This is a genomic window from Oceaniglobus roseus (assembly GCF_002869745.1).
Classification (GTDB): Bacteria; Pseudomonadota; Alphaproteobacteria; order Rhodobacterales; family Rhodobacteraceae; genus Oceaniglobus; species Oceaniglobus roseus.
Genome location: NZ_PNOS01000051.1, coordinates 1 through 24,124 on the forward strand (window position 1 = coordinate 1; position 24,124 = coordinate 24,124).

General features: G+C 68.0%; 18 protein-coding genes and 1 pseudogene. 6 read left to right on the forward strand and 13 right to left on the reverse strand.

Annotated features, from left to right (window positions below; all coding sequences use genetic code 11):
- The 3 genes from A7B20_RS19270 to A7B20_RS19280 form a co-directional block, all read right to left on the reverse strand.
- Nucleotides 1-212 (reverse strand): ExbD/TolR family protein (locus A7B20_RS19270; protein WP_172961064.1); only part of this gene is annotated, 212 nt, incomplete at its 3' end.
- A gap of 3 nt (nucleotides 213-215) precedes the next feature.
- Nucleotides 216-827 (reverse strand): MotA/TolQ/ExbB proton channel family protein, encoded by a 612-nt coding sequence (locus A7B20_RS19275; protein ID WP_102110221.1) that lies wholly within the window; start codon nucleotides 825-827, stop codon nucleotides 216-218.
- Between the two features lie 11 nt (nucleotides 828-838).
- A complete protein-coding gene (locus tag A7B20_RS19280; protein ID WP_102110222.1) occupies nucleotides 839-1,261 on the reverse strand; it encodes a hypothetical protein in 423 nt (140 codons plus the stop codon).
- Between the two features lie 133 nt (nucleotides 1,262-1,394).
- Between A7B20_RS19280 and A7B20_RS19285 the strand changes: the two genes are divergently transcribed.
- A complete protein-coding gene (locus tag A7B20_RS19285; protein WP_102110223.1) occupies nucleotides 1,395-2,150 on the forward strand; it encodes a glycoside hydrolase domain-containing protein in 756 nt (251 codons plus the stop codon).
- A gap of 173 nt (nucleotides 2,151-2,323) precedes the next feature.
- Here A7B20_RS19285 and gghA read toward each other — a convergent pair whose 3' ends face one another.
- From gghA to gabT, 9 genes are all read right to left on the reverse strand, one after another.
- Nucleotides 2,324-4,693 (reverse strand): glucosylglycerol hydrolase, encoded by a 2,370-nt coding sequence (gghA, locus tag A7B20_RS19290; protein WP_102110224.1) that lies wholly within the window; start codon nucleotides 4,691-4,693, stop codon nucleotides 2,324-2,326.
- 82 nt (nucleotides 4,694-4,775) lie between these two features.
- Nucleotides 4,776-6,113, reverse strand: coding sequence for an aspartate aminotransferase family protein (locus tag A7B20_RS19295; RefSeq protein WP_102110225.1), 1,338 nt, complete (start codon nucleotides 6,111-6,113; stop codon nucleotides 4,776-4,778).
- Between the two features lie 37 nt (nucleotides 6,114-6,150).
- Complete coding sequence (locus A7B20_RS19300) at nucleotides 6,151-7,122, reverse strand: C45 family autoproteolytic acyltransferase/hydrolase (protein WP_102110226.1); 972 nt, start codon at nucleotides 7,120-7,122, stop codon at nucleotides 6,151-6,153.
- A 3-nt stretch (nucleotides 7,123-7,125) separates the two neighbouring features.
- Nucleotides 7,126-8,586, reverse strand: a complete 1,461-nt coding sequence (locus A7B20_RS19305) for a biotin carboxylase (protein ID WP_102110227.1) — start codon at nucleotides 8,584-8,586, stop codon at nucleotides 7,126-7,128.
- A gap of 24 nt (nucleotides 8,587-8,610) precedes the next feature.
- On the reverse strand, nucleotides 8,611-11,349 hold the full coding sequence (locus A7B20_RS19310) for an aminotransferase class I/II-fold pyridoxal phosphate-dependent enzyme (protein WP_102110228.1): 2,739 nt from the start codon (nucleotides 11,347-11,349) through the stop codon (nucleotides 8,611-8,613).
- Between the two features lie 34 nt (nucleotides 11,350-11,383).
- Nucleotides 11,384-12,358, reverse strand: a complete 975-nt coding sequence (locus A7B20_RS19315) for a carbon-nitrogen hydrolase family protein (RefSeq protein WP_102110229.1) — start codon at nucleotides 12,356-12,358, stop codon at nucleotides 11,384-11,386.
- A gap of 100 nt (nucleotides 12,359-12,458) precedes the next feature.
- The gene (locus A7B20_RS19320) at nucleotides 12,459-15,236 is read right to left on the reverse strand and encodes a TRAP transporter permease (protein WP_102110230.1); all 2,778 of its coding nucleotides are present in this window, start codon (nucleotides 15,234-15,236) and stop codon (nucleotides 12,459-12,461) included.
- Between the two features lie 114 nt (nucleotides 15,237-15,350).
- Nucleotides 15,351-16,307 (reverse strand): TAXI family TRAP transporter solute-binding subunit, encoded by a 957-nt coding sequence (locus A7B20_RS19325; RefSeq protein ID WP_102110231.1) that lies wholly within the window; start codon nucleotides 16,305-16,307, stop codon nucleotides 15,351-15,353.
- A gap of 407 nt (nucleotides 16,308-16,714) precedes the next feature.
- Complete coding sequence (gene gabT / locus A7B20_RS19330; protein WP_102110232.1) at nucleotides 16,715-18,112, reverse strand: 4-aminobutyrate--2-oxoglutarate transaminase; 1,398 nt, start codon at nucleotides 18,110-18,112, stop codon at nucleotides 16,715-16,717.
- 201 nt (nucleotides 18,113-18,313) lie between these two features.
- On the opposite strand from gabT, the gene A7B20_RS19335 reads away from it, so the two are divergent.
- The 4 genes from A7B20_RS19335 to A7B20_RS19350 all read left to right on the forward strand — a co-directional run bounded on the left by A7B20_RS19335 (nucleotide 18,314) and on the right by A7B20_RS19350 (nucleotide 22,587).
- Nucleotides 18,314-18,868: a cupin domain-containing protein gene (locus tag A7B20_RS19335; RefSeq protein WP_102110233.1), complete on the forward strand. Its 555-nt coding sequence runs from the start codon at nucleotides 18,314-18,316 to the stop codon at nucleotides 18,866-18,868.
- 121 nt (nucleotides 18,869-18,989) lie between these two features.
- Nucleotides 18,990-20,009 (forward strand): hypothetical protein, encoded by a 1,020-nt coding sequence (locus A7B20_RS19340; protein WP_102110237.1) that lies wholly within the window; start codon nucleotides 18,990-18,992, stop codon nucleotides 20,007-20,009.
- An 84-nt stretch (nucleotides 20,010-20,093) separates the two neighbouring features.
- Nucleotides 20,094-21,383 (forward strand): O-acetylhomoserine aminocarboxypropyltransferase/cysteine synthase family protein, encoded by a 1,290-nt coding sequence (locus A7B20_RS19345; protein WP_102110234.1) that lies wholly within the window; start codon nucleotides 20,094-20,096, stop codon nucleotides 21,381-21,383.
- Between the two features lie 160 nt (nucleotides 21,384-21,543).
- Nucleotides 21,544-22,587, forward strand: coding sequence for a sensor histidine kinase (locus A7B20_RS19350; protein WP_102110235.1), 1,044 nt, complete (start codon nucleotides 21,544-21,546; stop codon nucleotides 22,585-22,587).
- A gap of 2 nt (nucleotides 22,588-22,589) precedes the next feature.
- On the opposite strand, the gene A7B20_RS19355 is transcribed toward A7B20_RS19350, so the two are convergent.
- Nucleotides 22,590-23,312 (reverse strand): SIMPL domain-containing protein, encoded by a 723-nt coding sequence (locus tag A7B20_RS19355; protein ID WP_102110236.1) that lies wholly within the window; start codon nucleotides 23,310-23,312, stop codon nucleotides 22,590-22,592.
- 158 nt (nucleotides 23,313-23,470) lie between these two features.
- Between A7B20_RS19355 and A7B20_RS21360 the strand changes: the two are divergent.
- Nucleotides 23,471-24,124, forward strand: a pseudogene (locus A7B20_RS21360) (hypothetical protein); the annotation flags it as partial.

Here is a 24,124-nt window from a genome sequence, read left to right on the forward strand (position 1 = left end):
TCGCCGCCGAGCCGCACCAGCAGCCGCGCGGGCGCGCCCCGCGCGGCGGCCGGCGCAGAGGCGGCGGGCGCCTCCGTCCCCGCAAGGGGCACCATGTCGAGGTCCAGATAGGTCGAGGTCACCATGAAGAAGACCAGCAGGATCATCAGCACGTCGATCATTGCGACGAGGGAGATCGCCGCCGCTTGCCGGGGAGAGCGCTGGAGCCGCATCCGCTACTCCAGCCGGTCCTCGATGGCATAGAGACGGCCCACCGCGGCCTCCATGGCCTGGCCCGCCCGCTCGACCCGCGCGCCGAGCAGGCCCGCCGCCAGCGCCGCCGGGATCGCCACGATCAGCCCCGCGGCAGTGGTCAGAAGCGCCTGCCAGATCCCCGCGGCCAGCAGCGCCGCGTTCGCCGCGCCCTCGGCCAGGGCCAGTTCCTGAAACGCCTGGATCATCCCCAGCACGGTGCCGAGCAGCCCCAGCAGCGGCGAGACCATGGCGATCAGCTCCAGCAGCCGAAGCGACGAGGACATGCGCGCGATCTCGGCATTGCCGCGCCATTCCAGATCGTCGTCGAGCGCCTTGCGCGGCAGCCGCGCCATCAGTCCCGTCATCGCCTGGGCGAGGAGCAGATCGGCGGGGGCGCCGGCGGGCTCGACCGCCGCCTTCGCGCCCACCCTGTCGCCCTCGCCCCAGAACCGGAACGCCGCCTCGCGCCGCTCGGCGCCGCCGGTGACGCCGCGCAGCTGCAGGATCTTCGCCGCGATCACGGCCAGCGAGAACAGCGACAGCAGGATCAGGATCCAGACGATCGGCCCGCCGTCCACCAGCATCCGGACCATGGCTCAGGCCCTCACTCGGACAGGGTGGCCGAGGCGCGGCTGGCGAGGTCGAGGAAGGCGAAGCAGTCGGTCGCCTCGCCGTTCGCTGGCGTGCAGGCGGGAATGTCGTGCAGCAGCACGTCCGAGATGTCGTCGCACCCCGTCTCGGGGATCTCGAACAGCTTCAGGGTCGTGCGCCCCGCCGGCAGCGGCGCCGCGTCGATCGTCAGAAGCCGGTCGATCACGCCGCCCGAATCGAGGATCGCCAGCGACATCTCGAACGCCTCCAGCGTCCGGCCCGTCCGGTTGCGGAACAGGAAGAAGGCGCGGCAGGCGCCCGTGTCCGTCGGCTCGAGCTTGTTCAGCTCGACCAGCAGCCTCCCCTCCGCCGCCGTCGCAGGCGCCGCCGCGCCAAGGGCCAGCAGCCCCGCGGCAAGCCATCCCAGAACCCGCATCCCGTACCCTCCCGAACATGTTCCGTGCCCATGAGACGGCGAAGCCCGCCCGCGGGTCAAGCGATGTTTTCCTTGGAGCGGCGGGGCCGATCGGCGATGCTGGAGGCGATCCGCCCCTCGCCAAGGAGCCGCCATGACCGCCGCCCGCACCCTGCCCCTCGCGCTTGCCTGCAGCCTTGTCGCCGCGGCCCCGGGTCACGGGGCGGCACAGAAGTCATCCGACTTCTGCAAGCCCGGCAGCGGCGTCGACATGGTCGACACCTCGATGATCGTCGACGACGCGTTCCTGTCGGCCATGCGCGACATCGGCGTCACCACCATCGCCCGCTACTACGACACCGAGGACGAGACGATCCCGGGCAAGCGCCTGCGCCCCGAGGAGCCGGCGCTGATCAAGTCCTACGGCATGTCGCTGGTGGTGGTGTTCCAGCACAACAACAACAAGGCCGAGACCTTCAACGACTGGGAACGCCGCGGACCCGCCGACGCCGCCGAGGCGCTGAAACTCGCCGCGCAGTTCCGCCAGCCGCCGAACGGCGCCATCTACTTCGGCGTCGACGGCGATTTCGTCGGCCCCGGCGCGGCCTTCCACACCGACGACGTGATCCGCTATTTCGAGGCGATCAACGACACCTTCGACCGGGCCGGGGTGTCCTATCCCGTGGGCGTCTACGGCTCGGGCGAGACCTGCGCGACGCTCTTCGCCGAACAGCTGGCCGGGTTCTGCTGGCTCTCCCACTCCCACGGCTTCACCGGCACCCCGGCGGCGCTGGAGGGCGGCTGGTACGATATCGAGCAGTTCCTGCCGACCGAGTGCGGCGGGCGCGAGGTGGACTTCAACAGGCTGCGCGAGGGGGTGACGGCCTTCGGGCAGTGGATGCCGGAATAGGACCGGCGGCGTCGCGCGGGCTGCGCGTTCGGGACCGGGGCTCTGCCCCGGACCCCGGGATATTTGGAAAGCAAAGATGGGGGAACCCTCTCAACTGGCAGGCAGAGCGCCTCGCTGCATCGTCAAGGGTTTCTTCTTTGCTCAAATACTCAATATCCCGAAGCTCTCGGCCGTCACGGCGTGCGGGTGAAGATCAGGCCCATGGAGTCGTGCAGCGTGATCGGGCCGCCGGTGTAGTCCTCGCCGATGCCCGGGGTCTTCAGCGAAAGTTTCCAGCCGTCGCCCTCGATGCCGGGGACGTCGAGCGCGAGCGGATCGATCTCGTCGGTCGGCTTGCCCTCCATGTGCAGCAGCGCATATACCTGCTCGCCGTCGGGGCCGTTCCGGAGCGCGCGGAACAGGGTGCGGCCCGCGATCGGCTGCATGTAGTCGAAGTGATCGCCCGGCCCGAAGGCCTCGCGCAGCCAGGGGCGGTCGCGGCGGAAGTTGCGCAGGTCGAGGCAGAAGGCGCATTGCACCGGGGAGAGCTGCGAGAAGTGGCCGGCGACGTTGCAGTATTCGTGCATGTCGTCCATCCAGGCGCGGGCGCAGACCTTGAGGTTCTCCACGGTGAACGGGTGCGGCCCCTTCAGCTCGGGTTCGGCCCGGTTCAGGAGGCGCGCGATCTCCTCGAGGTCGTATTCCGTCACCTCCACGAGGGCCGGCAGGAACTCGAAGAACCGGAGCAGGTCCTCCCGCGTCTCGAAGCCGAGCGCCTTGAGGCGGTGGAAGTTGCTGGGCACGGAATAGGAGTAGGCGTCGACCTGCCATTTCAGCGAGATCGCCTCTTCCGCCACCACCTTCACCCCGTAGGTGTCGTCCTGATTGCGGATGAACCCCCACGACGCGCGGGCCGTGGCGTTCAGGAAATCCATCGGCACGCCGGGCAGCACGCCGTAGGTCAGGGCGTGGACCACCGGGTTGTCGTAGGCCTTGTCGAGGATCTCCATCCGCGTCTTGCCGAGGCGGGTGTTGACGTTCATCTTCGGGCTGACCTGGGTGCCGCGCCTCAGCGTGTCGTGGTTCGAGGTGCCCGAGATCCAGTTCTGCCCGACCTCCAGCATCTCGCGGATCCGCCAGTATTTCGACAGCCAGAACGTGTAGAGGAACGGCGTGTTGTGGGCGAAGGTCAGCGGACCCCACTGGAACACGTCCTTGTCCCGCTGGTTGTCGATCACCGAGCGGTAGGTCGAGGACAGCTCCCAGTCCTCGTCGGGCCAGGGGCGGCCGTCCTCGAAGATGAACCAAGGGCGGTAGGTGGTGCCGCAGACCTCCTGTTCGATGTCCGCCATGCTCTGGAGGTAGGCGTCGTCGTGCAGCAGCGCGTTCGAAGCGGGATCCCAGAACTTGAAGTCCTGCGCCCCGTCCACGCGCACCCCGTCGGCGCCGAAATCGACCTTGCGCCGCTGCATCTCCAGAAGGATCGCCCGCACCGCCGGGTTCTGGTAGTCGAGGTTCTGGCCGTACATGTTCGGCCCCGCGAAGAACTGCCGGTTCAGCGCGTCGAGCCCCTGGTTGTCGGAATGGCCGAAGACGACGTCGAAGATCAGCTTCTTCTTCCGCTTCGGGAAGTTGTGCAGCACGGCGGCGAAATCCACCAGCTCGTCCGGGCGGCCGGATTCGAGCAGCACCGGGTTCACCGTGGACATGCCGGAGATGACGATGTCGTAGCCCCAGTTCGTCGTGTCGGGCCGGGTCAGCGACACCGCCACCTCGTCCTCGCCCTCGGCCGTCTCCTGCCAGAAGCCCGGCCCCTTCTCGTAGACCGTCGTCGGCTCCACCGGCAGCAGCTGCACCGCCTCGTAGCCGAGGAACAGCTTGTCCGCGGGTTCCAGCGGCAGCCCGTTCTCGATCCGCTCGGACAGGCGCTGGTAGTGGCGCGTTAGGCTGGCGAGCGTGCCGCCGGCGGTGGCGGTCGGCACGTGGATCTGCAGGATGTTCGAGGGCGGGCCGAACTTGTGCGGCGTCTCGCCCTTCAGCGCCTGCCAGTAGGCGCAATCGCCGCGCTCGGCCTGCATCTTCGCCACGTCGTAAAGCTCGGCCGGGGCGAAGGCGCCGAAGGGCAGCGACATCGCCAGCGGATCGAAGGAGCGGGTCCAGACCCCCTCGGCGTCCTGCCAGATCAGCGAATAGAAATCGCCGACCTGCTCGCGGCTGCCCGCCACCATGCCGCGCGCCGCGGCGAAGGTGCGCGCCTCGTAGCGCACGGTGGGCAGCAGCACGCGGTCGAAGACCACGTCCTGGCGCAGATGGGTCAGGTCCAGCGGTTCGCGGGGGCGCAGCACCTCGAGGAAAACGTCGCCCTCGGGGATCCGCCGCTCGAGCAGCTGCGGGGTCCAGAAGCTGAACTCCGCCACCTCGCCGCGCACCTGTCCGCCCATGGTCCGGGCGATCTTCTGGTCGGCGGCGAAGGTCGATTCCGCGCGGGTGTAGAGATCGGCACAGAGCTCGGCCTGACGGTGGGCGGCGTCGGGATCGGCGGTGATACGGTCGCTCAAGGGCATGAAATCGTGTCTCCGGTCGCTTCTTCGGGTTGCGCGGAAGCTGTTATATCCGGGGCCGAGTGTCCACCCCCGGCCCCGCCCTTCAGGCCGCCGCGGCGCCCTGAAGGGCCTGATCCAGCGAAACCGCGAGCTTCTGCACCAGATCCGAGCACTCTTCGTCCGAGATGATGAAGGGCGGCGCCAGCAGGACGTGGTCGCCGAGCCGCCCGTCGATGGTGCCCGACATCGGATAGCAGATCAGCCCGTTGGCGAAGGCCCGCGCCTTCACCATTGCCGCGAGCTTCGCGCCCGGATCGAAGGGCGCCTTCGTCCCGCGATCGGCCACCAGCTCGATCCCGATGAACAGGCCGCGGCCGCGGATGTCGCCGACGTGGGGGTGCTGGCCCAGCGTCGCGTTCAGCATCCCCGTCAGCTTCTCGCCCTGCGCCTTGGCCCGCGCGACCAGCCCCCGCTCCTCCAGCGCCGAGAGCACGGCGACCCCGGCGGCGGCGGCGGTCGGGTGGCCCTGGTAGGTGTGGCCGTGCTGGAAGAAGCCGGACCCATTGGCAATCGCGTCATAGATCTTCGCGGTGCAGAGCGTCGCGCCGATCGGCTGGTATCCCGCGCCGAGGCCCTTGGCGATGCAGAGGATATCGGGCGCCACCCCCTCCGCCTCGCAGGCGAAGAGGTGGCCGGTGCGCCCCATGCCGCACATCACCTCGTCGAGGATCAGCAGGATCCCGTGTCGGTCGCAGATCTCGCGGATCCGCCTGAAGTAGCCCGGCGCCGCCGTCAGCGCGCCCGCGGTGGCCCCCACCACCGGTTCGGCGATGAAGGCCATCACCGTCTCGGGGCCGACGCGCAGCAGCTCCTCCTCCAGCAGGTCCGCCGCCCTGAGCCCGTAGTCCCCGGGCGACTCGCCCTCGTGGCGGAGGCGGTAGTCGTAGCAGGGGTCGATGTGGCTGACGTCCAGAAGCAGCGGCGCGAACTGCTCGCGCCGCCAGGCGTTGCCCCCGGCCGCGAGGGCGCCCAGCGTGTTGCCGTGATAGCTCTGCTTGCGCGCCACGATCCGGCCCCGCTGCGGCTCGCCGGTCTCGACGAAGTACTGCCGCGCGAGCTTCAGTGCCGCCTCGACGGCCTCGGAGCCGCCCGAGACGAGGTAGACGCGGTCGAGCTCTCCCGGCGCCCTCTCGATCAGCATGTCGGCCAGCCGCTCGGCCGGCGCGGAGGTGAAGAAACCGGTATGGGCATAGGCGAGGCTGTCGAGCTGCGCCTTCACCGCCTCGATCACCGTCCGGTCGCCGTGGCCGAGGCAGGATACCGCGGCACCGCCCGAGGCGTCGAGATAGCGCTTGCCGGAGGCGTCCGTCAGCCAGCATCCCTCGCCCGAGACGGCAACGGGAGGCGCGGATTTCGTGTGGCGCGGGAAGATATGGGACATCGCGGACCTCTCCTTGGTGTTCGGGTGCGGGGCGGCGTCAGGCGGCGCCGGGCAGGTGGACCTGCCGCCCCTCCTCGCGGAAATCGTCAAAGCCGAATGGCCAGACCGCGCCAGGCCAGCGCAGCTCCATCTGGCCGAGCCGGGGGCGGTAGACGGCGGTGTAGAGCGTGCCGAACCCGGCGTCGAAGGCGGTGGAGTAGAGCGGCGGTTTCAGGAAGGCGGCGATGAACCGGTCCTCGGGATCGCGGTGCAACGCCATGCGGTGCAACAGGAATCTCTCGCGCTCCACGGTCGCGGTGAACCGCGCGTGGCTGACCCATTCCACCTGCTCCTGGTGGTTGGTCGCCACGGCGGCATGGCTGATCGTGGTCTGGCGGTCCGGCGACATGTAGGCCGTCAGGTAGCGCCGCTCGCGGTCCAGAACCGTGACGTTGTAGCTCATGTGCGTCGGCACCCGCTGCAACACCGACCCGGCCTCGGCCGCCGTCTCGCAGACCTGAAGGATGTAGCGCAGGATCAGCGGCACGCCGAAGCCGGTGCCGACCACCCGCCGCCCCCCGAAGGTCAGCGACACGGCCAGCCCTGCGTCGTTCATCCCGTCGACCAGCCCCCAGAGCCCGTCGGACGTGCCGATCACCCCCCGCCCCTGCCAGCGGGTCGACAGCACGAGGGAGTCGAAGGCATTGGCGTTGTAGTCGTAGTTGCGGACCAGCACGGGCTCTTCCCCCGACCACACGGCCTGGGAACAGCCCGAGAGGTAAGGCGGCGGATTGTAGAAGGACAGGAACCGCGCCGCCTGGTCGCCGCCCCCCGCGAGTTCGCAGAGATGATCGTAGAGCGGCAGGATCTCGGGCATGTGGGTCCCGAGCGCCCGGCGGCACTGGGCATAGCTCGGGCGCGCGGTATCGCCTTCCGAGGACCACCAGCGCAGGTAGGCCGGCCAGTAGTCGCGGAACAGCCCGGCCCATTTCGGGCCGGGCACCGGTTCGGAGAGCGCGCGCCAGAGCATGGCTTACATGATCTTGAACGCCGGATCGGCCAGCGCGGGGCCTGCCTGCGCAACCGGCAGGGCCTTGCCCTCGACGCCCTGCTTGATGCCGTGGATCCACTTCTTCGCCCGCTCGTTCAGGTCGAAGGACTTGGTCATCGACCGTCCCCGCGTGACGAGGATGCCGATGTCCGCGCCCTCGTAGCGGTAGTCGCCGGGCTGGAGGATGCGCAGGTAGAAGGCCTCGTTCTCGGACTCGACCGCGCGGCGGTGATAGTCGAAGCGGTCGAACACCACGCGGCCGTCCTCCAGCATCCGGTAGATGCCGGTCTCGGGCGAGGCGGTGCAGATGTCGACGCTGTCCTCGGTGTGCTTGACCACCATCTGCGACCACGAGTCGATCATGTCGGGGTTGGCCCAGCGGGCGTTCAGCTCGTCTACGTCCAGGCTGAACTTCTTCTTCGAGAACTCCAGCAGATGGAACAGGAACAGCGGCGCGTCGGCATGGGCGAAGGCGGCGTGGTTCGTCATCGACGAACAGCCCGTGATGCGCGGATTGAGCTCGCCGAGCCACAGGTCGCCGGTCTTCTTGTCGATCAGGAAGTCGAGTTCGAAGTAGCCGCGGTAGCCTTCCTTGCGCAGCTGCTCGCCGAACTTGAAGGTCAGGTCGCGGGCCTGCTGGCGCACCTTCGGGGGGAAGGCGGTGGCCAGGATCTCGTTGCCGCACCAGCCGCCGCGATAGGGGGTCAGCTCCTTGAAGCCGACGAGCTCGGTCATCAGCGGGCCGACGATGGTGCCCTCCTTGGTCGAGCAGGCCTCGATCGCCGAGCCGCGGCAGTCGATCCGCTTCATGATCTTGATCTCGCCCTCGCCCACGATCTCCGACTCGTGGCGGCGGAAATCGGCCTCGGACTTGATGAAGAAGGTGGTGTGCCCGGAATCGCCGAAGGCCGATTGCAGCACGAGGTCGTGCCCGATCCCCGCCTTCTCGGAAATCTCGCGCAGGTGTTCATAGCTTTCGACCACCGACAGGGTGTTCGGCACCGACGGCACGCCCGCCTTGTTGCCGATCCTCACCGTCTCGATCTTGTTGTCCATGGACTGCCTGAGCTTCGCCTTGGGGAACCACACGTCCGCCCCCAGCTCCTTCGCCAGCCGCTCTGTCTCCTCGTCGAACATCAGGAACACGAACTTCGGCTTGCCGCCGCGCCGCTTGATGAAGTCGATCACCTCCTTGTGCTGGAGGAGATAGTTGTTGATGTCCTCGATGCTCTGGAACTCGGCGTGGGGCTGTTCCGAGGGGCAGAAGACGTTCGGATGCTTGCCGCCGTAGCAGTCGATATAGCAGATGTACTTGAAGTTCTTCACCCACTCGTCGATCCCGAGCAGGTTGAAGTTGGTCGCCGAGATGAAATAGATCGGATCCTCGTTGCGGTGGAAGAACCGGCGGATCTCGGAAATGTTGTTCAGCTGGGTCGTTGCCATTGTCTGTCTCCCTGTCTCTTCTTCTTATTCCGCGGCGGTGGAAAGTCGGGTTTCTGAAAGCTGCGACAGCGCCTCGGGCGTGAACACCCGAAGCCCGAGGTCCGGCCGGTAGCCGTGGATCTCGCTCACGTCGAGGGCGCGCATGAAGGCCAGGATCTCGTGGCTGACCACCTGCCCGGGCACGAGGATCGGGAAGCCCGGCGGATAGGGGATGATGAAGGAGGCCGAGACGATCTCGTGCCCCGCCTCCATCGCCGTCTTCAGCGAGCCGTCGAGTTCAAGGTAGTCGCAGTTGTTGTCGTCGTAGGCCAGGAAGAAGGCTGCGCGGATGTCCCCCTCGGGCGTTGCCTCGTCGGCGCGGAAGGCGTCGTGAAAGCGCGAGAAGTCGGGCAGCGGCGGCAGGTCCTCGCGCAGGTTCTTCACCCGGCGGTCGAAGGCCTTGCGTTCCATGTTGGACGCGTCGTCGAGCAGGTCGTCGAGCGACTTCGCGATCTCCACCAAAACCTCGATCAGGTAGGCGACGGAAGACCGCGTGGTGCCGATGTTCGTCATGAACAGCACGGTGTTGCGCGAGGTCTTGTTGATCTGGATGCCGTACTTGTCCATCAGGATCTGGGTCTTGAACGTGTCGCCGTCCCAGCCCGTGCCGCCCACGGCCAGCGTCACCCGCGTCGCGTCCAGCACGAACTCGTCCCGCTCCCAGCAGTCCCAGAGATCGGTCCAGCCCTGCTTGGTGTCGTAATAGGACGTCACGCCGCTTTCGCGATGCTCCTCGGGGATCATGTCGCCCGCCGCCAGAACCTTGAAATACTTGCCGAGCAGCGGATGCTCGGAAATCGCGCGGCGCATCGACATCGCCGCCTCGATCTGGCGCTGCACGAACTCGAACCCCTCCAGCTCGACCTGACGCCGCCCGACGTCGAGCGAGGCGATGATCTGGTAGTTCGGCGAGGTCGATGTGTGGGTCATGTAGGCTTCGTGGAACGACGCCTCGACCTCGCCCTTGAAGTCCTGGTCGTTGACGTGGATCATCGACCCCTGCCGGAGCGAGGTCAGCGTCTTGTGCGTCGACTGCGTGGCGTACGAGCGGACGCGGGCCTGGGGCGGCGGGATCAGCCGGGTGTTCACCAGCGTCTCGTCGTCGGCCCCCTCCAGCTCGATCTGCTGCGCCTCGTACGCCGCCAGATGCTCGGGCGAACGCAGCCGCTCGCGCAGCACGTTCGCCGCGTTCATCGCGGTGCGGTTGCGATAGGTCGGGTTGAAGCGGGCGAAGGCGAACCAGGCCTCGTCCCAGAGGAACACGAGGTCGGGCTTGATGGCGAGGCATTCCTCCATCACCCGCTCGACGTTGTAGACGAGGCCGTCGAAGGTGCAGTTCGTCAGCAGCAGCATCCGCACCCGGTCGAGCTTTCCGGCCGCTTTCAGCTCCAGCAGCTGCTTCTTGATCTCCTTCAGCGGCACCGCGCCGTACATCGAGTATTCGTTCAGCGGATAGCTGTCGAGGTAGACGACGTTCGCCCCCGCCAGCACCATCCCGTAATGGTGCGACTTGTGGCAGTCGCGGTCGACCAGCACGATGTCCCCCGGCCGCACGAGGGCCTGCACGACGATCTTGTTGCAGGTCGAGGTGCCGTTGGTGGCGAAATAGGTCTGTTTCGAGCCGAAGGCGCGCGCCGCCAGCTCCTGCGCCTCCTTGATCGGCCCGTGGGGCTCGAGCAGCGAGTCGAGCCCGCCGGAGGTCGCCGAGGTCTCGGCCAGGAAGATGTTGGGGCCGTAGAACGCGCCCATGTCCTGGATCCAGTGCGACCGCGATATCGACTTCCCGCGCGAGATCGGCATGGCGTGGAAGACGCCGGTGGGCTGCTTCGAATACTCCACCAGCGCGGTGAAGAACGGCGTCTTGTTGCGCGCCTGCACGCCCCGAAGGATGTTCAGGTGCAGCTCCATGAAGTCTTCCTGGTTGTAGAAGACCCGCCGGCAGATCCCGAGGTCGAGCCCCGCGATCTCCTCCACCGACCGCTCGGTGACGAGATAGGCGTCGAGCTCGGGGCGCACCTTGGCGATCATCCGGCACAGTTCGGGGCCGTAGTTCTCGGGCTGGAGCGTGTTGATGAAGGCCTCGCCCCCGGCGCGCACCAGGAAGCGCTCCAGCATCGCCTGCTCCAGCTTCGACTTCAGCGAAAGCCCGGGGCGCACGACGATGGCTTGGATGTTGTGGTTGAACAGCACCGCGATCAGCGCATCCTCGAGCGAGGGGACCACGACCGCCTCGTAGATGAAGGGATCCTCCGGGCGGCGCATCCGCTGCACGTTGGACTTCAGCCACCGCTCCTGGTGCTCGTTCACGTCGTCGACGATCAGCACCTCGAAATAGGGCTTGGTCATCGCCCGCGCCTCGGGCGACAGCAGCGCCTCGTCCTCGATCTCGTCCGCGTCGCTGGAATCGCGGCTCAGCGGGATGTGGCGGCGGCGGTAGGCGCCGGTGGTCAGCGCCCGCGTCACCCGCTGGGTGGCGAAGGCCAGGTCCTCGAAGCTGCCGTGCTCGAACTGGCGGCGCATGTGGTCGAAGGCGGCCATGCCGGGAAAGGCCCAGTAGGGCTCGATCACGGCGAGCCCCTCGAACAGCTGCTCGACCCGCGCGCGCAGCAGCTTGCCGTCGCGCGCGTTGTGGTCGCGGGAGAGGCTGCCGGTGGCATCCCGCAGCGCGCTCCACCGGTCGGATCGAAGCTGGATCGCCGAGTAGTAGTCGTTGACGGAATGCATGGTCTGTCTCCCTCTTGTGGCGGCGGCGGACCGCTTACTTGCCCGACACCTTCCCGTAGACCGGTGTCACCTCGAAGTTGTCCTCGTCCTGCGGCGCCACGCCGGCCCCGCCGATGCTGTCGGCAGGCACGTCGACGTGCAGCCCGGCGCGCGATCCCTGGCGCGGGATCTCGAGCGGGCCGAGCGTGTGCAGGAAGGCGTCGGTGCCGCTGCTGCGGTCGTAGACCGGGAAATCGGTCGAGCGGTCGCGGAACGACTTCAGCACCTGGCCCAGCCCCTTCATCCCCGTCTCGCGCTGGCGGCGCACCATCGACAGGTCCACCTCGATCGGGAACATGTCCTCCTGCCCCGCCGACTGGTGCAGCACGGTGGCGGCCGGATCGACGACGATCGACCGCCCGACGCCCCCGGCGCCAAGGCCGTTGACCGCGAAGACATAGCACTGGAACTGCGCCGCGGTGGAGCGGGCGATGGCCAGCTCGGCGTCGCGGTCGGTGGTGCCGGTCAGCACCGGGTTCAGCAGCACCTCGGCGCCCATGGACGTCAGCTGCCGCGTCGTTTCCGGGAACCAGATGTCATAGCAGATCGACAGGCCGAAGCGGCCCACGTCGGGCACGTCGAAGACGCAGAACTCGGTTCCCGCGGCGATGCCCGTCTCGTAGGGGCGGAACGGGAACATCTTGGAATAGCGGCGGATGATCTCGCCCTCGGGGTTGATGACGACCGCGGTGTTGAAGATCCGCCCGTCCGGCGCGCGCAGGAACATCGAGCCGGGGATCAGCCAGACCCGGTGGCGCCGCGCGGCGTCGCGGAAACGCTCCAGCGCCTCGTTCTCGGGCGGCAGGGCGAAACGGTCGAGCGGGCCATAGGGCGCCAGCTCGGAGAACAGGACCATCTGGGTCCATGGGAAACGCGCCATCAGGATGTCGAGACGCTGGATCATGCCGTCGACATTGGGGTGCAGGGCGTTGACGTACATCTGCACGCCGGCGATCGCAAAGGGGGTCATGGGTCGGGTCCTGGTCTGCGGCGGAACAGGGGCTCCGCCGCCGGTGGGTTGGAAGGACGCGCGAGGTCCGGGCCGGGCATCCTCTGCCCGGCCCCCGGCATCACGCGGTGCTTTCGCGGGGGCGGCGTGCGGGCACCTTGGCCGCACGTCCCCGCTGCAGGAACACCACGAGGGCCAGAAGCGCAAGGGCGGGAATGAACATCCAGTACTTGCTCGGCACCGCCTCGGGCTTCAGCACCCGCAGCACCTCCTGGTCCCAGTCGAGCCCCGCTTCCGCCGCCGGAGAGCCGAAGGCGACGTCGTCGATCAGCATCCTGCCGTCCTCCTCGCGGAAGGTCAGGCCGGCATTCTCCAGCCTCTCGTCGCCCGTGGCCCCCTCGCCGATCGGCAGCAGCGCGACGAACTCGACCGGATCGCCCAGGTCGTTCACCCCCGCGATCCTGAGGCGCAGGTCGTCGCCCACCGGCGTCGCCTCGGCGGCGGCGGCGATCTCGGACGGGGCCTCCTCGGCATAGGGCGGCGCCACCATGTCCATCCAGAAGCCCGGGCGGAACAGGGTGAAGGCCACCAGCAGCAGCGCGATGCTTTCGTAGAAGCGGTTCTTCGCCAGGAACCAGCCCTGCGTCGCCGCCGCGAAGAGCAGCATCGCCACCGTCGCCACGATGAAGATGAACACCCCGTGGAACAGGTCCACGTTGATCAGCAGCAGGTCGGTGTTGAAGATGAACAGGAACGGCAGCGCGGCGGTCCGGAGCGAGTAGAAGAATGCCACCACCCCGGTCTTGATCGGATCGCCCCCGGACACGGCGGCGGCGGCGAAACTGGCAAGCCCCACCGGCGGCGTCACGTCGGCCATGATCCCGAAGTAGAACACGAACAGGTGCACCGCGATCAGCGGCACGATCAGCCCGTTCTGCTGCCCGAGCGTCACGATCACCGGAGCAAGCAGGGCCGAGACCACGATGTAGTTCGCCGTCGTCGGCAGCCCCATCCCGAGGATCAGCGACAGGATCGCGGTCAGCAGCAGGATCGCCAGGATGTTGCCGCCCGACAGCACCTCGACCACGTCGGCCAGGGCCGAGCCCACGCCGGTCTGCGACACGGCGCCGACGATGATGCCGGCGGTCGCCGTGGCGATGCCGATGCCGATCATGTTGCGCGCGCCCGTCACCAGCCCCTCCAGCAGGTCGACGAAGCCCTGCTTCGTCGCGGCGCCATAGCGGCTCTGGCCGCGCATCATCGCCATCAGCGGACGCTGGGTCAGCAGGATGAACACCATGTAGGCCGAGGCCCAGAAGGCCGAGAGGCCGGGCGACAGGCGGTCGACCATCAGCGCCCAGACCAGCACCACAACCGGCAGGATGAAGTGCAGCCCCGAGCGCGCGGTCGGCCCCGGCAGCGGCAGGCTCGTCACCTCGGCGTTGGGATCGTCCATCTTCAGCGGCGCTTCCTTGCTCGCCACCCAGAGCAGCGCGATGTAGGCCGCCGTCAGCACGGCGAAGACGATGTAGGGCGCGGCATCGGGGAAGGCCGGCCGGATCCAGCCCATGCCGTAGTAGACGACGAAGGACAGCACGCAGATGGCGATGATCGCGAAGGCGATGCCGACGAGGCGCTGCACGATCGGCTTCGGCGTGTAGGCGCGCGGCAGGCCCTGCATCCCGGCCTTCATGGCCTCGAGGTGCACGATGTAGACCAGCGCGATGTACGAGATGACGGCCGGCAGGAAGGCGTGCTTCACCACGTCGAAATAGGGAATGCCGACATATTCCACCATCAGGAAGGCGGCGGCGCCCATCACCGGCGGCATGATCTGGCCGTTGACCGAGGAGGCGACCTCGACCGCGCCGGCCTTCTCGGAAGAGAAGCCGACCTTCTTCATCAGCGGGATGGTGAATGTGCCCGTGGTCACCACGTTGGCGATGGACGAGCCCGAGATGAGCCCGGTCATTGCCGATGCGACGACCGCCGCCTTGGCCGGGCCGCCCCGCATGTGGCCCATCAGCGAGAAGGCGACCTGGATGAAGTAGTTGCCTGCACCCGCCTTGTCCAACAGCGCGCCGAACAGCACGAACAGGAACACAAAGGAGGTCGACACGCCAAGCGCGATGCCGAACACGCCCTCGGTCGTGATCCACTGGTGGTTCACGATCTCGGACAGGTTGTTGCCCTTGTGGGCGATGATCCCGGGCATGTAGGGCCCGAGCACGGTATAGGCGAGGAACACCGAGGCGACGATCATCAGTGCCGGGCCGAGCGCGCGGCGCGTCGCCTCGAGCAGCACCAGGATGCCGATCACCGAGACCACGAAGTCCTGCATGTTCGGCGCGCCGACGCGGTTCGAGATCTCGCGGTAGAAGACGAAAAGGTACAGCGCGGTGGCCGCGCCGACCACGGCCAGCCCCCACTCCCACGCCGGGATCTTGTCCTTGGGGGAGCCGAGAAGGATCGCGCCGATCAGCAGGATCACCACGACGGGGATCCACCAGACCGCCGTCTCGCCCTTGGCGGCCATCATGAACAGAAGGCCCAGGATCACCGGCACCGCGACGCCGAGCACCAGCTGGAACGGGGTGCGCGTCGCCGGAAAGGCGGCGAAGGCGAGGAAGACGGCGAAGGCCAGGTGGATCGAGCGCGCCTCGGTGTCGTTGAACACGCCCCAGCCGACGATGAACGGGATCGGCGAGGCGATCCAGAGCTGGAACAGCGACCACGCCAGCGCGACGAGCATCAGCGCAAGTCCCACCGGCCCGGCGACGGACCTGCCCCCGGTATCGGAGGACGCGACGAGTTCGTCCAGTTCGCTCTGCGAAAGTCCGCCGTGGCCCGCGGCCTCGGCTTCGACGGCGGCAGCCTTCTGCTGATCCTTGTCCGACATGGTACTATCCCCGTTGGTGCGCCCCGTTTTTCCGGTGGCGTCGGTTTGTGGGTGCCAGTTCTGGCGCGGGGACGGCACGCGGACGCGCCGCCCCCGGTCGTCCAGGGGGGCGGATTACATCCAGCCGCGCTCCTTGTAGTACTTCTCGGCGCCCGGATGCAGCGGGGCCGACAGGCCGTCCTTGATCATTTCCTCTTCCTTGAGGTTCTCGAAGGCCGGGTGCAGCTTCTTGAAGCGGTCGAAGTTGTCGAACACCGCCTTCACCACCTCGTAGACGACATCCTCGGGGACATCGGCGGAGGTCACGAAGGTCGCCTTCACGCCGAAGGTCTTCACGTCCTCGTCGGTGCCCTGGTACATGCCGCCCGGAATTGTGGCCCAGGCATAGAACGGGTTGTCGTTCACCAGCTTCTCGATCGCCGGACCGTCCACCGGCACCAGGTGCGCGTCGACCGTCGACACCGCCTCCTGGATCGAGCCGTTGGGGTGGCCGACGGTGTAGACGATGGCATCCACCTTGTTGTCGCCAAGCGCCGCCGCCTGCTCGGCCGGCTTCAGCTCGGAGGCGAGCGAGAAGTCGTCCATGGTCCAGCCCTTTGCGTCCAGCACGACTTCCATCGTGGCGAGCTGCCCCGAGCCCGGGTTGCCGACGTTCACCCGCTTGCCCTTCATGTCGTCGAAGGTCTTGATGCCGGAATCGTCGCGGGCGATCACGGTGAACGGCTCGGCATGGACCGAGAACACCGCGCGCTCCTTGTCGAACTTGTCGCCCTCGAACTGCGAGGTGCCGTTGTAGGCGTGGTACTGCCAGTCCGACTGGGCCACGCCCATGTCCATGTCCCCTGCCTTGATCGCGTTGATGTTGGCGATCGAGCCGCCGGTCGAGGGCGCGGTGCACTTCAGGCCGGTCTTGGCCGAGTCGCGGTTCACCAGGCGGCAGATCGACTGGCCGACGACGAAATAGACGCCCGTCTGGCCCCCGGTGCCGATGGTGATGAACTTCTCCTGCGCCGTGGCGGCGGTGCCCGCCAGCATGGCGCCGATCAGCGCCGCGTTTCTGATGGTCTTCATTGTTTTCTCCCGTTTGGACAGATCCGCGGGCATTCCGCCCGCCTGCCTGTTTGCGGCCCGCCCGCGCGCACGCCGACGGCCCCTGTCTTGGTCCGGGCGCTTGCCCGTCTCGCCTCCCCTGGACTGGCGGGCGCCTGGCCCGCGCCGGTCCGGATCCTCGGCCTGCCCCTCCATGTCAGGAGGTTTTCGGAAATCCGTCAACCGGTAATCGGGGTCGGCGGAACAATCCGGGCACATGCGGGCAAGCCTAGGGGCGTTTATTATTCTGCACAAGCGCCTTGCCGCATTTTTGTGCAACGCCTTCATGCCAGCGGTCCGACTCCGACGGTCTGTTGAGAATACAACGAAAAAGGGCGCCGGATCGCTCCGGCGCCCGTCTGGACGAAAAGTGGCGGAAGCTGTCGAAATCAGCCGCGCAGTTCGGCCACGGCATCGGCCAAGGCCGCCTCGAAGATCGCCATGCCCTCGGCCACGACGGCATCGGAGGCGGTGATCGGCACCATGATCCTGAGCGCGTTGCCGTGCATCCCGCAGGACAGGAGCAGCAGGCCCCGCTTCAGCGCGTGGGCGCAGACCGCCTTGGTCAGCGCGGCGTCGGGGGCGGCGCTGTCGAAGTCGGTGACGAACTCGACCGCCAGCATCGCGCCGAGGCCGCGGATGTCCCACATCCGGTAGGGCGCGACGCGGGCGCCCATGTCGGCGAACTGCGCGCGCATCCGCTCGCCCAGCTGCAGCGACCGCTCCAGCAGGTTCTCCTCCTCGATCACGTCGATGGCGGCCAGCGCGGCGGCGCAGGCCACCGGGTTGCCGCCGTAGGTGCCGCCAAGGCCGCCCGGCGCCATCGCGTCCATGATGTCGGCCCGGCCGATCACGCCCGCCAGCGGGTAGCCGCCCGCCATGGACTTCGCCACGGTGATCAGGTCCGGCACGACGCCCGAATGCTCGATCGCGAACCACTTGCCGGTGCGCGCGAAGCCGGACTGGATCTCGTCGGCGATCAGCAGGATGCCGTGCTGGTCGCAGATCTCGCGCAGCGCCTTCAGCATCTCGAAGGGCACGGGGGTATAGCCGCCCTCGCCCAGCACCGGCTCGATGATGATCGCCGCCACCCGCTCGGGCTGGGCATCGGTCAGGAACAGGTTGCGAAGTCCGGTCAGCGCGTCCTGTACGGTGATCCCGTCGCGCACCGAGGGGAACGGCGCGCGGAAGATGTCACCCGGGAACGGACCGACGTCCTTCTTGTAGGGGCTGACCTTGCCGGTCATGCCCAGCGTCAGCAGGGTGCGCCCGTGATAGCCGCCGGTGAAGGCGATGACACCGGGGCGGCCCGTGGCGGCGCGGGCGATCTTCACCGCGTTCTCCACGGCCTCCGCGCCGGTCGTGACCAGCAGCGATTTCTTCGGCGCGTCGCCGGGGGCCAGCGCGTTCAGCCGCTCGGCCAGCGCGACATAGGGCTCGTAGGGGACGACCTGGAACGAGGTGTGGGTGAAATGCGCCTCCTGCTCCATCGCGGCGGCGACGACGCGGGGGTGGCGGTGGCCGGTGTTCAGCACGGCGATGCCGCCGCAGAAGTCGATGTAGCGGTTGCCCTCGACATCCCACAGCTCGGCATTTTCGGCATGGGCGGCGAAGATCGGCGCGGCCGAGGCGACGCCGCGGGCGACGGCGGCCTGGCGGCGGGCCAGCAGGTCGGCGTTGGTCTTCGCGGGCGCCGGATCGGTCGCGACCAGCTCGATCTTCGGCGCGGAGGCGGCCGCGGCCTTGGCGCGGGTCTTGCGCGGTGTCTTGGGGGTGGAGGGGGCCATGGTCAGGGATCCTTTACAACAGGCGCCGCATCCCGAGGGGAGTCGCGGCTGGGGTGTTGAGAATTCTCAATATCCCGTCGAATATAGTTGTCAAATGGATTTGCGACGCCAGATGACGTTTTCGGCCACGCTTGATCTTTGGCCGCCGATTGCGGATCAGTGTCGGGTCGGCATGTCTCGGCACGGGAAAGGGCGCGGCCCATGGACATTGGCAAGAAACTCCAGGCCGTGCGCAAGCAGAAGGGCCTCTCGCAGCGGGAACTTGCCGCACGGGCGGGGCTGACGAACGGCACGATCTCGCTGATCGAGAAGAACCGCACCTCGCCCTCCGTCGCCTCGCTGAAAAGCCTGCTGGACGCGATCCCGATGAGCATGTCGGAATTCTTCTCCTCCTTCGAGGAGGAGCAGGACCGCACGAAGGTGTTCTGGGGCGCCGACGAGTTCACCGAGCTCTCGCCGAACGGGCCCGGCGGGCTGTCGCTGCGCCAGCTTGGCGACGCCTCGCGCCACGCGCTCCAGATCCTGCACGAAACCTATCCCCCCGGCGCGGACACGGGCGAGAAGCTGATGGCCCACGAAAGCGAGGAGGCGGGGATCGTCGTGCGCGGAGAGGTCGAGGTCACGGTCGACGGCCAGACCCGCACCCTGGGCCCCGGCGACGGCTACCTCTTCGACAGCCGCCTGCCCCACCGCTTCCGCAACACCGGCAGCGAGCCCTGCGAGATCATCAGCGCCTGCACCCCGCCCACGTTCTGAGACGCGGCGCCCCCGCCACGCCGGCGCGCGTTCCGCACCGCCCCGCCCCTCCGGCGCTTGACCCGGACCGCAGGGCGCTTAGGCAGGAGACAGAGACAACCCGCGAGGCCACCGCGCCATGATGCCCGCCGAGACTGGCGCCGAGACAGGCGCCGCGCCGCGCTTCAACATCCTGATCGTCGCGCAGGAGGGTCGCCTCGCCTACGAGGCCGCGCTGTTCGCCGCCTCCCTGCGCGCGAGCGACCCCGCCTTTCCCGGCCGCCTCATCCTGGCCGAGCCGCAGCCGGGCCCCCTCTGGCCCGAGGATCCGCGCATCGCTGACCCCGAGCTGCGCGCGCTGCTGACCGACCACTTCGGGGCCGAGATCCGCCCCTTTGAGTCGAGACACTTCGGCGCCGAATATCCCTACGGCAACAAGATCGAGGGGCTGTCGGTCCTCCCCGAGGGAGAACCCTTCGTGTTCTTCGACACCGACACGCTGATCACCGGCCCGCTGTCGCAGCTTCCCTTCGATTTCTCCAAGCCCTCCGCCTCCATGCGACGCGAGGGCACATGGCCGCAGATCGAACTCTACGGCCCCGGCTACGGCGAGATCTGGAAATCGCTCTACGACCGGTTCGGACTCGACTACGAAAGCTCCCTCGACCTTGCCCAGCCGGACGAATACTGGCAGCGCTATCTCTATTTCAACGCGGGCTGGTTCTTCCACGAGGATCCGAAGACCTTCGGCGAACGGTTCCTCCGCTACGCCCTGACGATCCGCGACGATCCCCCGCGCGAACTCGTCTGCCAGCAGCTCTTTCCCTGGCTCGACCAGATCGCCCTGCCACTCGTCATCCACGGCCTCGGCGGCGCGCGCCACACCCTGCCCGAGGGCACGCTCGACGGCAGCCATTCCTGCCACTACCGGATGCTTCCCCTGCTCTACGCCCGGGAAGGCGATGCGGTGGTCGAGCTGCTCGAGCGGATCGTGGCGCCGCAGAAGGTGAAGAAGGTGCTGAAGGCGCACAAGCCGATCCGCAAGATGGTGCTGCACGGACAGGGGCGGAAGGTGCGGGCGCTGTTCGACCAGGCGGACCTGCCGCGGAAGGAGCAGGCGATCCGCAACCGCATCCGCAAGAACGGCTTCTGGATGCGCTGAGTCCCGGCCCCCGCCACAGCCCCGTTGAGTGTCGCGCCGCCAGCCCTTATGGCTTTCTGCGACCAGACCAACCGGGAGGCCCCCATGTCCACCACCACCTACGGCTTCGACACGCTGCAGATCCACGCGGGCAGCCGCCCGGACCCCGCCACCGGCGCGCGGCAGACGCCGATCTACCAGACCACCGCCTATGTCTTCCGCGACGCCGACCATGCCGCGGCGCTCTTCAACCTGCAGGAAGTCGGCTACATCTACTCGCGCCTGACCAACCCCACCGTCGCCGTGCTGCAGGAGCGCATCGCGACGCTGGAAGGCGGCGTCGGCGCGGTCTGCTGCTCGTCGGGTCACGCCGCGCAACTGATGGCGCTGTTCCCGCTGATGGGTCCGGGCAAGAACATCGTCGCCTCGACGCGCCTCTACGGCGGCACGGTCACGCAGTTCACCCAGACCATCAAGCGCTTCGGCTGGTCGGCGACCTTCGTCGATTTCGACGACCTCGACGCGGTGAAGGCGGCCATCGACGACGACACCCGCGCCATCTTCTGCGAGGCCATCGCCAACCCCGGCGGCTACATCACCGACCTCGACGCCATCGCCCCCATCGCAGAGGCGGCCGGAATCCCGCTGATCGTCGACAACACCTCGGCCACCCCCTACCTCTGCCGCCCGATCGAGCATGGCGCGACCCTCGTCGTCCACTCGACCACGAAGTACCTCACCGGCAACGGCACCGTGACGGGCGGCTGCGTGGTGGACTCGGGCACCTTCGACTGGTCCGCCTCGGGCAAGTTCCCCTCCCTGTCGGACCCGGAACCCGCCTACCACGGGTTGAAGTTTCACGAGACTTTCGGCCCCCTCGCCTTCACCTTCCACGGCATCGCCATCGGCCTCCGGGACCTCGGCATGACGATGAACCCGCAGGCCGCCCATTACACCCTGATGGGGATCGAGACGCTGAGCCTCAGGATGGAGCGGCACGTCGAGAACGCGGTGAAGATCGCGAAGTGGCTCGAGAACGATCCGCGGGTCGACTACGTGACCTATGCCGGTCTCGAAAGCTCGCCCTACCACGCGCGCACGAAGACGATCTGCCCGAAGGGCGCCGGCGGCCTGTTCACCTTCGCGGTCAAGGGCGGCTACGACGCCTGCATGAAGCTGATCGACGCGGTCGAGATCTTCTCCCATGTCGCCAACCTCGGCGACGCGCGCTCGCTCATCATCCACTCGGCCTCGACGACGCACCGGCAGTTGAACGAGAACCAGCAGCGCGCGGCCGGGGCGGCACCGGAAACGGTCCGCGTCTCGATCGGGATCGAGGATGCCGACGACCTGATCGCCGACCTCGACCAGGCGCTGGCCAAGGCCACCGCCTGAGCGCGCGACGCCCGGCGCCGCACGGCGCCGGGCAAGTTGACGGGCGAGTTGACGGGCGAACTGGCCGGGAGAATTATTTGTAACGGTCAAGGAAGCGTGGTGGTCTTCCTTACAGCCATGGTGTACGTTCAACCTTACACTGTATCCGGTAAACCATGTCATGTCGTTCCTCACCCGCGCCCTCACACAGGATAACGCCGCCGCGCTGCTCGGAATGATGGACGATGCCTTCTGCATCTGCGACATCATCCTCGACCCCCGCGGCATCCCGATGGACTACCGCTTCATCGAGGCGAACCCGGCGTTCGAGACAATGACCGGCCTCATCGATCCCATCGGCCGCACCGCGGTCGAGATCGTGCCGCAGCTCGAACAGCACTGGATCGACCTCTACGGCGAGGTCGCGCTGACCCGGATGCCCCGCCGCTTCCAGGAGACCGCCTCGGGCCTCCAGCGGCATTTCGACGTCTTCGCCGCCCCGATCGAGCCGCACGGCCGCTTCGCCCTCGTCTTCCGCGACATCACCGCCCAGAAACGGGCCGAGGAAGAACGGGAAGCCGCCCTGGTGCAGGCCCAGGAACTGCTGGAAGAACTCAACCACAGGGTGATGAACAGCCTCGGGATGATTTCCGCCATCGTCTCGCTGGAGGCGCGCAAGAAGAACAACCCCGACACCGCCGCACCGCTCCTGAAGGTGCGCGACCGGGTGCAGGCGCTGGCGCTGCTCTACAAGACGCTGAACGCCACCGGCTCGGTCGCCACGATCCGGTCGGACGAATATCTCGGCGCGATCATCGAGGGGCTGGAAGCCTCGGTCGCGGACACATCGAAGATGGCGATCCTGTCGCGAATCGATTCCGTCGAACTGTCGACGCGTACCGCCATCCCGCTTGGGCTGATCGTCAACGAACTCGTGACCAACGCCCTGAAATACGCCTTCGCCGAGGATCCCAACGGCTCGGTCGAGGTGACGCTGACCGCCCAGGACGGGTTGCTCTGCCTCAGCGTGAAGGACGACGGCTGCGGCATGGGCAACGCGCCGACCTCGGACAGCGGCGTCGGCAGCCGCCTGGTCGAGGCGTTCATCGCCCAGATCGGCGGCCGCTCGGAAACCGCAAGCTCGTCCTCCGGGACAACCGTGAAGGTCTGGTTCGAGGCGGCACCGGCCCGTGAGGGGCCGGTGCCGACCTCGGCGCCCGCCTGACCTCAGTCGGGCCGCTCGAGCCGGTACACCATCTGCACCGTCGCCGTGATGTCGAGCGATCCGCCCGCCACGGGCATCGCCTCCATCGCCGCGCGCTCGTACATCGGGCGCGGACCGCCGCCCCCGCCGCCCATGTCGTTCAGCTCCACCAGCTGCCCCAGCGGCACTCCGGCGGCGCGGGCGTAAAGCTCGGCCTTGGCGCGGCCGTCCTCCACCGCGGCGACGCGCGCCCGGTCCTGGAGCGGCTTCGGATCGGCGATATCGAACCGGATTCCGCTGAAACTGTTGCCGCCGGCCTGCGTCACCCCGTCGATCACCTTCGCGACCTGGCCGAGGTCGCGCACCCGCACCTCGAGGTCCGACGCCGCCTCGTAGCCTTCGATCTCCGACGCGCCGCCCCGCTCGGGGGGCTGGCCGTAGACCGGCTGCAACTGGAGCGTCGTCGTGCGGACATCCAGTGCCGCGACGCCGATCCCGCGGATCGCATCCAGCACGCGCTGCATCTGCGCGCCGCCCGCCGACATCGCCTCGGCCGCCGTCCTGGCCTGCGCGCGCACGCCGAGGCTGAGCACCGCCATGTCGGAGGGCGCGCTGACGCTGCCCTCGCCGGTGACGACCAGCCGCGACCCCTTCGTTTCCTGCGCGCTCGCGCCGCTTGTGCAAAGAACCGCCGAGACTGCGGCGCCGATCAGCAAGCTGCGCCAAAGACCGCCCAAACTGCCCATGGGGACCCCCTTTCATTGACCATTGGCCTCGGCTACCATCAGCGTGGCTTCAGGGTTACGAAAGCTGTTTTTGTTTTGCTCGGCGAAAAGCTGCTGTAGAAGGCGCGAAATCGGCCTTTTGGACTCCTGCCTGCGCCGCCACATGGTAGACCGCTGATATGAAACCGAACTTCACACTCGAATTGTCGCACTCGGGAATCACCCTGCTGGACCTGACCCGGGGCCAGCCGGTGCAGGTCGGCGAGGTCTCCCTGTCCGATCCGGACTTCGACGACAGCATCGCGACCCTGCGCAACACCGCGGCGGAACGCAGCGACGTGCCGCTGACGACGCAGATCGTCATCCCGGACTCCGAGATCCTGTTCACCACCATCGACCTGCCCGAGGCCAAGGGCGGCGCGAAGCGGCCGCTGAAGGAGCGCCGCGAGATCGCGGTGCGCGAGGGGCTGGAAGGCATGACGCCCTATGCTCTGGCCGATCTCGTCTATGTCTGGCGGGTCAAGGGCAAGTCCGAGCTTGCCGTGGCCGCCGTCGCCCGCGAAACCCTGGCCGAGGCCGAGAGCTTCGCCGCGACCCGCGGCTTCAACCCGATCCGCTTCGTGGCGCATCCGACCCGGGACAAGTTCAGCGGACCGATCAACTTCGGCGAGACCGCGCTGGCCGCGAACCGCCGCGCGGCCGAGGCCCGGGCCGCCGCCGAAGCCGCGGCCCGCGCCGAGGAAGCCCGCGCCGAGGAGGCCCGCCGCGCCGCCGCCGCCCGCGCGGCCGCGCCCCCGGCCGAGCCGGAGCCGGGCCCGTCGGCCCAGCCCGCC

What these genes read in the sequence shown, in the direction of transcription:
- A7B20_RS19275 (WP_102110221.1), bottom strand. Translation starts at nt 827, where the DNA reads ATGGTCCGGATGCTGGTGGACGGCGGGCCGATCGTCTGGATCCTGATC.
- A7B20_RS19280 (WP_102110222.1), bottom strand. Translation starts at nt 1,261, where the DNA reads ATGCGGGTTCTGGGATGGCTTGCCGCGGGGCTGCTGGCCCTTGGCGCG.
- A7B20_RS19285 (WP_102110223.1), top strand. Translation starts at nt 1,395, where the DNA reads ATGACCGCCGCCCGCACCCTGCCCCTCGCGCTTGCCTGCAGCCTTGTC.
- gghA (WP_102110224.1), bottom strand. Translation starts at nt 4,693, where the DNA reads ATGCCCTTGAGCGACCGTATCACCGCCGATCCCGACGCCGCCCACCGT.
- A7B20_RS19295 (WP_102110225.1), bottom strand. Translation starts at nt 6,113, where the DNA reads ATGTCCCATATCTTCCCGCGCCACACGAAATCCGCGCCTCCCGTTGCC.
- A7B20_RS19300 (WP_102110226.1), bottom strand. Translation starts at nt 7,122, where the DNA reads ATGCTCTGGCGCGCGCTCTCCGAACCGGTGCCCGGCCCGAAATGGGCC.
- A7B20_RS19305 (WP_102110227.1), bottom strand. Translation starts at nt 8,586, where the DNA reads ATGGCAACGACCCAGCTGAACAACATTTCCGAGATCCGCCGGTTCTTC.
- A7B20_RS19310 (WP_102110228.1), bottom strand. Translation starts at nt 11,349, where the DNA reads ATGCATTCCGTCAACGACTACTACTCGGCGATCCAGCTTCGATCCGAC.
- A7B20_RS19315 (WP_102110229.1), bottom strand. Translation starts at nt 12,358, where the DNA reads ATGACCCCCTTTGCGATCGCCGGCGTGCAGATGTACGTCAACGCCCTG.
- A7B20_RS19320 (WP_102110230.1), bottom strand. Translation starts at nt 15,236, where the DNA reads ATGTCGGACAAGGATCAGCAGAAGGCTGCCGCCGTCGAAGCCGAGGCC.
- A7B20_RS19325 (WP_102110231.1), bottom strand. Translation starts at nt 16,307, where the DNA reads ATGAAGACCATCAGAAACGCGGCGCTGATCGGCGCCATGCTGGCGGGC.
- gabT (WP_102110232.1), bottom strand. Translation starts at nt 18,112, where the DNA reads ATGGCCCCCTCCACCCCCAAGACACCGCGCAAGACCCGCGCCAAGGCC.
- A7B20_RS19335 (WP_102110233.1), top strand. Translation starts at nt 18,314, where the DNA reads ATGGACATTGGCAAGAAACTCCAGGCCGTGCGCAAGCAGAAGGGCCTC.
- A7B20_RS19340 (WP_102110237.1), top strand. Translation starts at nt 18,990, where the DNA reads ATGCCCGCCGAGACTGGCGCCGAGACAGGCGCCGCGCCGCGCTTCAAC.
- A7B20_RS19345 (WP_102110234.1), top strand. Translation starts at nt 20,094, where the DNA reads ATGTCCACCACCACCTACGGCTTCGACACGCTGCAGATCCACGCGGGC.
- A7B20_RS19350 (WP_102110235.1), top strand. Translation starts at nt 21,544, where the DNA reads ATGTCGTTCCTCACCCGCGCCCTCACACAGGATAACGCCGCCGCGCTG.
- A7B20_RS19355 (WP_102110236.1), bottom strand. Translation starts at nt 23,312, where the DNA reads ATGGGCAGTTTGGGCGGTCTTTGGCGCAGCTTGCTGATCGGCGCCGCA.